This window comes from Flavobacterium sp. AK-345, from assembly GCF_058310175.1.
On the sequence record NZ_JBZEER010000007.1, the window covers coordinates 107,976 to 120,550 of the forward strand.

Consider the following 12,575-nt stretch of genomic DNA (forward strand, 5'->3'; position numbering starts at 1 on the left):
TTTATGACAAAAGCAATTAAAAAACAAGCCTTAGGAAGAGGATTATCAGCATTATTAAAAGATCCGGAAAACGACATTACATCAGTAGAAGACAAAAATGCTGATAAGGTTGTTGGAAATATCATAGAGCTTGAAATAAGTGCTATCGAAATAAATCCGTTTCAGCCTAGAAGCAATTTTAATGAAGAATCATTACGAGAGTTAGCTACTTCTATTAAAGAACTTGGCGTAATTCAACCTATTACTGTTCGAAAATTAGACTTCAACAAATACCAATTAATTTCTGGTGAGCGCCGTTTGCGCGCTTCTACATTAGTTGGTTTAACTACAGTTCCGGCTTACATTCGTATTGCGAATGACAACGAATCTTTGGTTATGGCTTTGGTTGAAAATATTCAGCGTCATGACTTAGATCCAATCGAGATTGCACTTTCATATCAGCGTTTAATTGACGAAATTCAATTAACACAAGAACAAATGAGCGAGAGAGTTGGTAAAAAACGTTCTACAATTGCCAATTATTTACGTCTTTTAAAACTAGATCCGATTATTCAAACGGGTATTCGTGATGGTTTTATTAGTATGGGTCACGGTAGAGCAATTATCAATATCGAAGATCTTGACATTCAAACTGATATTTATCAAAAAATCGTAAGTCAAAATTTATCTGTTCGTGAAACAGAAACTTTGGTAAAAAATTATCACGAAAGTTTAAAACCAAAACCTGAAGGTGAAGAAAAACCAAAATCAGCTTCTTCATTTGTAGTTAAAGAAACGCAAAAGAACACTTTCAACGATTATTTTGGCGCAAAAGTTGATGTAAAAGTAGCAGGCAATGGAAAAGGAAAAATTACAATTCCTTTTAATTCTGAAGCTGACTTTAATCGAATAATAAAATTAATAAACGGATAGTGAATAAAATTGTCCCCATAAGTCTATTGTTCTTTCTCTTAGGAACCGTCTCTCTTTTTGCCCAGGCAAAAGAAGAAACGGTTTTAGTCGCTAAAGACACTACTAAGATGCAGGAAATAGACCCGCTAACACCAGCAAAAGCTGCCTTTTATTCGGCAATTTTACCTGGTTTAGGTCAGGCATACAACAAAAAATACTGGAAAATTCCGTTAGTATACGGAGCAATTGGAACCAGTATGTATTTTTATATAGACAACAACAGAAAATATAAAGATTATCGAGACGAATACAAACGAAGACTCGAAGGTTACGGCCCTGGAACTGGCGGGAAGTACGATTTCCTAGACGACAGCAGACTTATTGCCGGTCAAAAATTCTATCAAAGAAATCGAGATTTATCTCTACTCTTTGTTGTTGGCTTTTATGCCTTAAATATTATCGATGCCAATGTTGATGCAGCGTTAATTCAATTTAACGTAAACGAAAGATTATCAATGAAACCTGAAATCTATCCCAACGATGTAACATTTAAACCAAATGTTGGACTAACTTTTAATTACCGCTTTTAAATAGAACTCATTTCTATTTAATTCAAAAAAATATACATAATGAAAATTGCACTTTTAGGATACGGAAAAATGGGTAAAGTAATCGAAAGAATTGCTTTAGAAAGAGGTCATGAAATTGTTTTAAAGAAAGATGAATCTAATACCTACGACGGACTTTCAATTGCAGATGTCGCCATCGATTTTAGTGTTCCTACCGCTGCTGTAGCTAATATTTCGAGTGCTTTTCACGCAAATGTCCCTGTAGTATCAGGAACAACCGGATGGCTGGAACATTTTGACGAAATGGTTGCTCTTTGTAATGAAAAACAAGGTGGTTTTATTTCTAGTTCTAATTTTAGCCTGGGCGTAAATATTTTCTTTGAACTCAATGAATATTTAGCCAAAATAATGTCTCAGTTCGATTCGTATAAGGTTACGATGGAAGAAATTCATCATACACAAAAACTAGATGCTCCAAGCGGAACAGCTATTTCTTTGGCAAAAGGCGTTATTGAAAATAGCAACTATGCAAATTGGACCATGGATGAAGCAAAAAATAATGAAATTCATATTGAAGCAAAAAGAATTGGTGATGTTCCGGGAACTCACACGGTCACTTATGAATCAATTGTAGATAGCATCGAATTAAAACATACTGCCCATAACCGTGAAGGTTTTGCACTTGGAGCCGTAATTGCTGCCGAATGGTTAGCCGGCAAAAAGGGAATTTATAGTATGAAAGATGTTTTAAACCTAAAATAAACAGATTTAAACTTAAGGCAAATTGAAACCTTAAACTTGAAACTTTAAACAACATATTATGACTCTATATCTTTGGTTCGTATTTTTCTTAGCTGTACAAATTATCCACTTTATTGGAACATGGAAATTGTATCAGACTGCAGGCAGAAAAAGTTGGGAAGCAGCAATTCCTGTCTACAACTCAATAGTTTTAATGAAAATTATTGGCAGACCTACATGGTGGACAATATTACTTTTTATTCCGATTATTAACTTAATTATGTTTCCGGTTGTTTGGGTTGAAACTTTAAGAACATTTGGCAAAAAATCGACTTTAGATACCATTTTAGGAATTGTAACATTTGGATTTTACATCTATTATGTAAATTATACTCAGAAATTAGAATATAATTCAAATCGTAAATTAACTCCCGAAAATAAAGCTGCCGATACCGTAAGCTCATTGCTTTTTGCAATTATTGTTGCAACATTAGTACATACTTATTTGGTTCAGCCTTATACAATACCTACTTCTTCATTAGAAAAATCATTATTAATTGGAGACTTTTTATTTGTTAGTAAAGTAAATTACGGTCCAAGAGTTCCCATGACAACTGTAGCATTGCCAATGGTACATGATACAATACCATTCATTAAAAGAAAATCATATTTAAGCTGGCCGCAATTACCTTATTTCAGATTGCCCGCTTTTGAAAAAATAAAACGAACAGATATTGTTGTTTTCAACTGGCCGGTCGATACAGTGCATTATTTTTATGAGCCAAAAGGAAGACCCGGAGTTATTAAACCAATCGATAAAAAATCGAATTATGTAAAAAGATGCGTTGGTATCCCTGGTGATAGTTTATCTATTAAAGACGGATTTGTTTTCATTAACGGAAAAAAATTAGTTTTACCAGAAAGAGCAAAACCGCAATATTCTTATTCTGTAGCTTTAGACGGAAAAACGCCTATCGATTTCGAAACTTTAATGAGAGAAATGGATATTACGGATGGTGCTGGTTTCAAAAGTGAAAAAAGAGACACTTTATTTTTTAGAGCTTTAACAGAAGCTAGTGCAGAACGTTTGAAAAACACTCCTGGAATTACTGCTGTAATAAGACAAATTGCAAAAGGAAATGACGATAGAATTTTCCCGCACATTAATAAATGGAACGAAGACAATTTTGGCCCGATTTACATTCCTGAAGCCGGAAAAACAGTTACGTTGACAAACGAAACATTGCCATTTTACAAAGAAATCATAACAAAATACGAAGGAAATACCCTTGAATTAGATGGTTCTCATTTTATAATTAATGGAAAACAAACCAATAGTTATACCTTCAAGCAAAACTACTATTGGATGATGGGAGACAACCGTCATAACTCTGAAGATAGTCGTTATTGGGGTTATGTTCCTGAAGACCACATCGTAGGAAAACCGGTTTTTATCTGGTTAAGCTGGGATACAAATGGAAAAGGAATCAATAAAATTCGTTGGAGCAGAGTTTTCACGACTGTTGACGGTGAAGGACAACCACAATCTTATTTTAAATATTTCCTTATTCTTCTTGCAGTATATTTTGTTGGAGAATATTTCTGGAGAAAAAGAAGAGAAAACAAAGCATAAATAAAAATAGTTATTTTTTGTTTCAGGTTCCAAGTTTCAAGTTTTATACGAACCTGAAACTTGGAACCTGAAACTTTTAAACAAAAAACAATGAATTCTTTATTACTTCCTACCTATTTTCCATCAATTAGCCATTTTGCAGTTATGGCTCAATCTGAAAATATTACTTTTGAGATGGAAGATAATTTTCAAAAACAAACTAACAGAAACCGTACTTACATCTATAGTCCGAACGGGATTCAGTTATTAAATATTCCTGTTAAGCATTGTAAAGAAGCGCATCAAAAAACGAGAGATGTTTTGATCGAGAATGAATTTGACTGGCAAAAACAGCACTTTAAATCTCTGGAAGCTGCCTATAGAAGTTCTCCTTTTTTCGAATTTTTTGAAGATGATATTCGTCCAATATTCGAAAAAAAATATACTCTTCTAATGGATTTAAATATGGAAGTTTTAGATATTGTGACGAAGTGTTTGAGAATGAAACTTGAATTTAGCAAAACAACTGAATACTTTCATGAAGTAGAAAACATATCCGATTTCAGATATTTGGCAAACGGAAAAAAGGACCCAAATTCATTCGAAAAATATCCTCAGGTATTTGATGACAAACACGGCTTTATAAATAATCTAAGCGTATTGGATTTGCTTTTTAACGAAGGCAAATTTGCCATGGATTATTTAAAAAACCAGAAATTAGAAGTAAAATAAAATATCTTCTGCTTTTTCTTTTTAGAATTGGAATTTTGCCCCAATACTTCGGGATAAAAAATTGGAATTTGTTTTAAAATTATTCCATCGAAAGTCTTGTCATAATTGGATAATGATCTGAATTTTCAAAATCAGAAAAACTTTCAAATTGCTTTACTTTCATTTTACTATCTGAGAAAATATAATCTATTCTGGCAGGATAATAACGGAATTTATAAGTGGCTCCAAAACCCTCACCGGCTTCTTCAAAAGTATCTTTCAATTTTCCTTTTATGCTTCGGTAAACGTATGAAAATGGGCTATTATTCATGTCTCCACAAATAATGATAGGATTTTTACATTGCTTGATATTTTCTTTAAAAATCTCAGCCTGTTCTTGTTGTTGCCTAAATCCTTTGCTAATTCTGGTGTAAATTTGTTGCGATTTTTGCTGATTTACATTATCAATATCATCTGAAATTTTATCAACGTCTGGCGAAATCTTAATTGACTGTAAGTGCATGTTATAAACACGAATAACGTCTTTACCGCGTTTTATATCAGCATAAATAACATTGTTATCTGATTTAGGAAAAATAATATTTCCTTCATTTATAATAGGAAACTTTGAGAAAATCGCCTGTCCTGTTTTTATTTGATTACCATCAATAAAAATATAACGATGCGGATATACTTTTAAATCTAAATGTGCTGAGTTAGAATATTCCTGGATACATAAAATATCAGGATCTTTTTCATCAATAAAAGCTTTTATATTAGACGGAATATCATCACGATCCAACCATTTAAACACATTAAAAAGACGAACATTATAACTCATTACTGAGAAATCTTTTTCATCTTCAATATATTCTTTAGGAGAGAATTTATAAAATTTACTAATAAACGTGATTCCGGTCAACAAAACCAAACCAGACAAAATAAGACGTTTCTTGAACTGAATTGCCCAATAAATGAAGAACAATCCATTTAAAACAAAAAAGGCCGGCATAAAGAGCGTTAGCACCGATAAAAGCGGAAAACTTTTTGGTGCCAGAAATGGCAGAATGTAGATACTAAATGTTATTACAGTTAGCACTATATTCAAAAAGAACATTATTTTATTAAACCACGATAGGTTTTTCATTTTTTCTTTGTTACACGGATTATTTTCCTGCTTTAAACAAAAATTCTTTCTCTTCTTTTGTCAAACAATCATAGCCAGACTGGCTAATTTTATCCAATATTTCATCAATTTGTTGTTGCGTTTTATCTTTCGTAACAATTTTTGATATTGGCTTCTGTGTAGGTTTATTGTAATTTTTATGAACTTTTTTGAAGGGGGTTGATGGCGATTTTCTGAACAGATTTGTAAAAAAATCTAATATTCTGGAAATCACAATACTCAAATCAGTTCCATTTTGAAGCAATTTAATGAAAATAAATCCAAAAACAGCACCAGCTAAATGCGAAATATGTCCGCCCATATTGCCAAGGCGAAATTGCATTAAATCTAAAATTAAAATTACAGCCGTAATATGCCATAATTTTACATTTCCAATTAATAGCAAACGAATATTCATTAAAGGCTGATAAGTTGTTGTCGCTACCAAAATTGCCATTATTGCAGCTGAAGCTCCAACTATTGATGCTGAATAGTTTAAAAAATAATAACTCAATGCAAATATTACTCCGGCAAAAACAGCACTTAAAATGTATAAGCCTAAATATTGTTTTTGAGTAAAATACGTTAGAAATAAAGTACTGGAAAAATTTAGCACCATCATATTAAACAACAAATGCCAAAATCCGTCATGAAAAAAAGCATAGGTTAAAAATGTCCAGGGCTTAAACATAAAAACCTGAGGATCTGACGACAATGCAAGCCAATTTGGAAATTCGAACTGACCAATTGAAAAATTATAAACAACCAGAGAAATAAGGAAACAAGCAACGTTCCAGTATATAACGCGCATTGCAATTCCACCTAACTTATATTGTAATTTTAAATCATCAAGAATATTCATAAAAGCTTCTTTTGGTCCCGAAACCTCGGGATAATTGATTATCTAAAGTTAAAAATTAATTCCAACGATTTTTATTAAACTGATTTTTTTTCCAGTACCACATAATCATAAATCCAAAAAAAGCTCCGCCAATATGTGCATAATGAGCTATCCCTGATTCAATTCCCATAAATGAACTGCCAAAAATTCCAAAGAAGCCATCAAATAAAAGCATGTAAATTGGAACAAAATATTTTGCTTTTATCGGAATTGGAATAAACATAATTCCCAATTCTGCATTAGGAAACATAAAAGTAAAGGCAACTAAAAGACCATAAATTGCTCCCGAAGCACCAACTACCGTTCCTAAATAAGCTTCAGTGAAATGTTTAAATTCAGAAACTGTCAATATTTGCTGCCATCTTGTATCTATTTTGCCATCGTTTAATAAGCTGAGAATATCAGCTTTATGAAAACCATTGGCAATTAAGATATTTAAGCTGTCCTGATAAAAATAATAATTAACAGCAAAATTTATCAAAGCAGCACCTAATCCGCATGAAATGTAGAAAAACAAAAATTTCTTTCCGCCCCAAAAATGTTCCAGCGTCGAACCAAATGAATATAAGGCAAACATATTGAATGCAATATGAGCAAATCCGCCATGCATAAACATATGAGTAATTGGCTGCCAAACTTTGAAACCAGGATTTTCAGGAAAAAAAAGTGCTAAATATTCATAAGAAACCGGCACTAACTGAGCACCAATAAAAAATATGATATTAATAATCAATAATTGTTTTACTACGGGAGTTATGTTCATCATAAGGCAAACTTTTTATCTATATCTTCCACACGCATTGTGATGAAAGTTGGTTTTTGAAAAGGTGAAATATTTGGATCTTTACAGGCAAACAATCCGTTTACTAAATTATCCTGTTCTTTTTCGGTTAAATAAGATCCGGTTTTAACTGCTAAACTTTTCGCCATCGACTTGGCAATTGTATCATTTTGGCTGTAACTGCTTGCCGGGATTCCGTCTTGCAAATCACTTAATAATTGTTCGATTACCATCGAAACTTCACTTTCTGTAATATTAACCGGAATTCCGGAAATCACGATATGGTCTGTTTGTGCTTGTTCAAAAACAAAACCTGTTGTTTCAAGAGAAGGTTTCAATTCTTCGATTAATGTCATTTCATCTGAAGAATAAAATAAATCTAACGGAAATAACAATTGCTGGCTTGAAGCCTGATTTACGGTCATGTTCAACAAGAATTGTTCGTACAAAATACGTTGATGTGCTCGTTGCTGATCAACGATTACCATTCCTGATTTTATTGGCGAAACAATATATTTTTTATGAATTTGATAGGTTTTCTGAGTCGCTTGTTCTACTTCATCGTCATTAAATAAAGAAGATGTTACTTCTTCATTTTCAAAATTAAAAGGCGAACTTTCTATGCTTTCTACACTTCCTGTATCTAAACCAACATATAAACTTTCCCAACTTGCCGTTGGTTCTACTCTTTTTGAATATCCTGAATAAGAATTGGAACCTGAACCTGAACTATAACCTGAACCTGAATTATAACCTGATCCCGATCCTGAACTTGCTTTAGAGTAATGCTGATTTGTTTTATCATCTGTAAATGGATTAAAAGTTCCATCGACCTGAATAGTAGGTGTTTCAGCTTCTAAATCTTTATAATGATATGGCGTATCTAAATTCGAATCGCGATCAAAATCTAAAACAGGCGCCACATTAAACTGACCTAAACTATGTTTAATCGATGCTCTTAAAATGGCATATAAAGCCTGTTCATCATCAAACTTAATTTCAGTTTTTGTTGGATGAATGTTGATATCAATTGTGTTTGGCGGGACTTGTAAATACAAGAAATAACTTGGCTGCGAGCCATCTTTCAAAAGTCCGTCGTAAGCCGCCATAACTGCATGATGCAGATAACCGCTTTTAATGAAACGATCGTTTACAAAAAAGAATTGTTCTCCCCTGTTTTTCTTGGCGAATTCAGGTTTGCAAACAAATCCCTGAACGTTTATAATTTCTGTATCTTCACTTACAGGAACCAGTTTTTCATTGGTTTTACCAGACATTATCCCAACAATTCGCTGGCGATAACCCGCGGCAGGCAAATTATACATTTCGCTGCCGTTATGATAAAAAGTAAAATGAATATTTGGATGCGCTAATGCTACACGCTGAAATTCATCCATAACATGTCGAAACTCAACTGTATCTGACTTTAAGAAATTACGACGGGCGGGAATATTAAAAAATAGATTTTTAACGGCGAATGAAGTCCCTTTTGGCAAAACTGCCACTTCCTGAGAGACAAATTTACTTCCTTCGATAATAATATGCGTACCAAGTTCGTCCTGATCTTGTTTGGTTTTCATTTCCATATGGGCAATTGCCGCAATAGATGCGAGAGCTTCTCCGCGAAAACCTTTTGTACATAAGGAGAATAAATCTTCGGCCTGACGAATTTTTGAGGTTGCATGGCGTTCAAAACACAAACGCGCATCGGTCACACTCATACCTTTACCATTATCGATAACCTGAACCAAAGATTTACCAGCATCTTTAATAATTAACTTAATGTCGGTTGCATTGGCATCAACAGCATTTTCGAGCAATTCTTTGACTACCGAAGCGGGTCTTTGAACCACCTCTCCAGCGGCAATTTGATTAGCAACGTGATCAGGAAGTAATTGGATAATACTCGACATTAAAAAATTTGGGTTTAAGGTTTATGCTTTGATTTTATTATATTGTAAAAATCTCAGATTGATACTATTAATTTATTTCTGGTTTTAAAATCCAAGGTCTACAAATTTAATGAATTTCTATTGGGTTTTAGAACTTCATCAGTCATAAAAAAAACAAAAAACCTATACTATTTTTACACAGTATAGGTTTTAATATTTTTAAAACAATTGTGTTTTATTCTTTATCTATTTTTCTAGGAGTTTCCTCTATTTGAATCGCGCCAGAAGTTAACAACGGCTGATTAAATGGATGCGACATAGAAGCTTGTTGACGAATGTACGCCATTTTTATTGCTGCGATTGCAGCCTCGGTTCCTTTGTTTCCGTGAATACCTCCACTTCTATCAATAGATTGCTGGATATTATTATCTGTTAATACACAAAAAATAACGGGAATATCTGTTTGAACATTCAAATCTTTAATTCCTTGTGTAACACCTTCGCAAACAAAATCAAAATGTTTGGTTTGTCCCTGAATTACACATCCAATCACAATTACGGCATCAACATTTTGTGTTTGCAACATTTTTTTTGCGCCGTAAATCAGTTCAAAACTTCCCGGAACATTCCAACGAATGATTTGTGTTGCGGGAACTTCGCAGTCAATCAACGCATCAAAAGCGCCATTGTAAAGTCCTTCAGTTATGTTTTCATTCCACTCAGAAACAACAATCCCAAATCGAAAGTCTTTCGCATTTGGGATTGTGTTTTTATCGTATTCTGATAAATTTTTATTTTCAGTAGCCATCTTTTATATTTAAGATTTTAGAATTTTGATTTCAGATTGTAAAAATACAAATCTAAAATCTAAAATCTGAACTCTACAATAAATTTATTGTGCTAATCCGATCAATGCATCAACAGAAGCAGCTTCCGGAGTTGTATCGTAGTTTTCTTTAATATCTGTTAAATATTTTAAAGCGTCTTCTTTTTGACCTAAAGCAATAGCTGTTTTACCGGCTTTTAATAAGAAACGAGGTGTTGTAAAATCGTTTTTATTAGACTCAGCAGCTTTTACGTAATAGTCAAGAGCTTCTTTTTGTTGATTTTTTTGAGAGTAAGCATCTCCAATTGCACCTTTTGCCAAAGCACTTAAAATTAAATCTTCAGATTTAAAATCGCCTAAATATTTAATTGCCTCGTCAAATTTACCAGTATTTAAATAAGCCATACCAGCATAATAGTTCGCTAAGTTACCAGCATCTGTTCCAGAATATTCTTCAGCGATTTTAATGAATCCGAATTTACCTTCAGAACCATTTAAAGCTAATTTATATAATGAATCGCTTGCCACACCGTCAGTCGCTTTTTGGAAATTTTGTTGAGCAACAAACATTTCGTTTGCAGCTTCATCTTGCTTAGGAGCTTCGATAAATTTTTGGTAAGCCAAATATCCAATAGTAGCAACTGCAATACCAGCAACTAAACCAATAATGATTTTTTGATTTTTAGCAACCCAATCCTCAGTTTTTGAAGCAGTTTCATCTAATTTTGAAAAAACACCAGCTGTTGTACTGTCTTTTTCATCAATAATTACCTGTGTTTCTTCATTTACTTCTTTAACTTCCTTTTCTTTTGGTGCTTTATATCCTCTTTTATTGTAAGTAGCCATTTAAAATTAATTTAGTGAACGGCAAAAATAAAATTTTTATTGAAACTGAAGTAAAAAAAATCAATTTTATATCTATTTAATATAAAATATTTTAGATAATCTCCGTTTTTTTCTTATCAATCTCGAAATAATAAAAACTAACACATTAAAAATGAATATTTTAAACACAATTTTCAACGATTTGAATGATCCTTTTTTCACTTTTCAAAATAGACTTTTTATTACCTCAGAATATTATTTCGCTATAGATTTTTAAGATTATCGCAGATTAAGCGTTTAAAGAATTAAATTTGCCTGACAAATCCTTTTTAATAATTTAATTCGTAGCAGAAAAACGTAATTAAAAAGAGAAATACTCATTATTAAACATCAAATTCTATCTTAGAATTCCTTTAAAAAATGCATTTAAACAAAATTTCTTTATTCAATTATAAAAATTTCTCCGAGGCAAGTTTTGATTTTGACATCAAGATCAACTGTTTTGTTGGAAAAAACGGAATTGGTAAAACTAATGTACTTGATGCTATTTATCATTTAGCTTATGGAAAAAGCTATTTTAATCCGCTTGCAGTGCAAAACATCAAACATGGTGAAGAGTTTTTTGTAATTGATGCCGAACTGGAAAAAAACGGCAGAACAGAACAAATTGTCTGCAGTTTAAAAAAAGGCCAGAAGAAAATTTTAAAAAGAAACGGGAAGGCTTACGATAAATTTTCTGATCATATTGGGTTTGTTCCACTAGTAATTATTTCTCCGGCAGATCGTGATTTAATTATTGAAGGAAGTGAAACACGCCGTAAATTTATGGACAGCGTGATTTCACAATTAGATTCGACTTACTTGCATCAGCTTATTCAATATCAAAAAATAATTGCGCAGCGAAATGCTTTATTAAAGTATTTTGCACTAAATCACGTTTTCGATAACGACACCTTATCTATATATAACGAGCAACTTGATGGTTTTGGAAAATCTATTTTTGAAAAGAGAAAAGATTTTCTGGAACAATTTATACCTATATTTAATACACATCATCAGGCAATAACAGGATCTGAAGAAACAGTGCAATTGGTCTATGAAAGTCATTTGTATGAAAAAGACCTGTTGACCATTTTACAGGAAAACATTAACAAGGATCGTGCATTACATTATACAAGTGCAGGAATTCACAAAGATGATTTATCGTTTGAAATTGATTCTCATCCGATAAAAAAATTCGGATCGCAAGGTCAGCAAAAATCGTTTTTAATTGCTTTAAAGCTCGCTCAATTTGAATTCCTGAAAAAACAAAGCGGTGTAAAACCACTTTTGCTTTTTGATGATATTTTTGACAAACTTGACGAAACCCGCGTTTCTAAAATTATCGAAATGGTAAACAGCGAAACTTTCGGACAGCTTTTTATTTCTGATACACATCCGGAACGCACCGAAGCTATCGTAAAATCAACACATCAGAGTTATAAAATATTTAATTTGTAATTTTTTTGTTTGCCACGAATTACAACTAATTTTCACGAATTAAAGCTTTGACAAAGTTTAAAACTTTGTCAACGCTACAACAATAAGTAATTTGAAAATTAGTGTGAATTCGTGAAATTCGTGGCGAAAAAAATCATTAATTTAGCTCCAAATAAAACTTA

12 protein-coding genes are annotated in these 12,575 nt (G+C 32.5%); 6 read left to right on the top strand and 6 right to left on the bottom strand.

What is annotated here, in order from left to right:
* Positions 1 to 3 precede the first annotated feature (3 nt).
* From AC4FQ3_RS14155 to AC4FQ3_RS14175, 5 genes are all read left to right on the top strand, one after another.
* Entirely contained in the window at positions 4 to 912 is a 909-nt protein-coding gene (locus tag AC4FQ3_RS14155) for a ParB/RepB/Spo0J family partition protein (RefSeq protein WP_042566028.1), read from the top strand.
* The gene (locus AC4FQ3_RS14160) at positions 912 to 1,481 is read left to right on the top strand and encodes a DUF5683 domain-containing protein (protein WP_042566027.1); all 570 of its coding nucleotides are present in this window, start codon (positions 912 to 914) and stop codon (positions 1,479 to 1,481) included. Before AC4FQ3_RS14155 ends, AC4FQ3_RS14160 begins: the two co-directional genes overlap by 1 nt.
* A gap of 39 nt (positions 1,482 to 1,520) precedes the next feature.
* Positions 1,521 to 2,222: a 4-hydroxy-tetrahydrodipicolinate reductase gene (gene dapB / locus AC4FQ3_RS14165; protein ID WP_491182251.1), complete on the top strand. Its 702-nt coding sequence runs from the start codon at positions 1,521 to 1,523 to the stop codon at positions 2,220 to 2,222.
* Between the two features lie 58 nt (positions 2,223 to 2,280).
* Positions 2,281 to 3,834 carry a signal peptidase I gene (gene lepB / locus AC4FQ3_RS14170; protein WP_491182252.1) on the top strand — a complete coding sequence of 518 codons (1,554 nt, stop codon included), beginning with the start codon at positions 2,281 to 2,283 and terminating at the stop codon, positions 3,832 to 3,834.
* A gap of 90 nt (positions 3,835 to 3,924) precedes the next feature.
* Positions 3,925 to 4,545, top strand: coding sequence for a WbqC family protein (locus tag AC4FQ3_RS14175; protein WP_491182253.1), 621 nt, complete (start codon positions 3,925 to 3,927; stop codon positions 4,543 to 4,545).
* Between the two features lie 79 nt (positions 4,546 to 4,624).
* On the opposite strand, the gene AC4FQ3_RS14180 is transcribed toward AC4FQ3_RS14175, so the two are convergent.
* From AC4FQ3_RS14180 to AC4FQ3_RS14205, 6 genes are all read right to left on the bottom strand, one after another.
* Positions 4,625 to 5,671, bottom strand: coding sequence for an endonuclease/exonuclease/phosphatase family protein (locus tag AC4FQ3_RS14180; protein ID WP_491182254.1), 1,047 nt, complete (start codon positions 5,669 to 5,671; stop codon positions 4,625 to 4,627).
* A gap of 19 nt (positions 5,672 to 5,690) precedes the next feature.
* A complete protein-coding gene (locus AC4FQ3_RS14185) occupies positions 5,691 to 6,551 on the bottom strand; it encodes a rhomboid family intramembrane serine protease (RefSeq protein ID WP_491182255.1) in 861 nt (286 codons plus the stop codon).
* Positions 6,552 to 6,606: 55 nt separating this feature from the next.
* Complete coding sequence (locus AC4FQ3_RS14190; protein ID WP_042566022.1) at positions 6,607 to 7,356, bottom strand: rhomboid family intramembrane serine protease; 750 nt, start codon at positions 7,354 to 7,356, stop codon at positions 6,607 to 6,609.
* Entirely contained in the window at positions 7,353 to 9,284 is a 1,932-nt protein-coding gene (mutL, locus tag AC4FQ3_RS14195) for a DNA mismatch repair endonuclease MutL (protein WP_491182256.1), read from the bottom strand. The genes AC4FQ3_RS14190 and mutL overlap by 4 nt, the downstream gene beginning before the upstream one ends.
* A 214-nt stretch (positions 9,285 to 9,498) precedes the next feature.
* Entirely contained in the window at positions 9,499 to 10,071 is a 573-nt protein-coding gene (gene ribH / locus AC4FQ3_RS14200; protein ID WP_042566020.1) for a 6,7-dimethyl-8-ribityllumazine synthase, read from the bottom strand.
* An 84-nt stretch (positions 10,072 to 10,155) separates the two neighbouring features.
* Positions 10,156 to 10,935, bottom strand: coding sequence for a tetratricopeptide repeat protein (locus tag AC4FQ3_RS14205; RefSeq protein ID WP_042566019.1), 780 nt, complete (start codon positions 10,933 to 10,935; stop codon positions 10,156 to 10,158).
* A gap of 399 nt (positions 10,936 to 11,334) precedes the next feature.
* On the opposite strand from AC4FQ3_RS14205, the gene recF reads away from it, so the two are divergent.
* On the top strand, positions 11,335 to 12,414 hold the full coding sequence (recF, locus tag AC4FQ3_RS14210) for a DNA replication/repair protein RecF (RefSeq protein WP_463459923.1): 1,080 nt from the start codon (positions 11,335 to 11,337) through the stop codon (positions 12,412 to 12,414).
* Positions 12,415 to 12,575 lie beyond the last annotated feature (161 nt).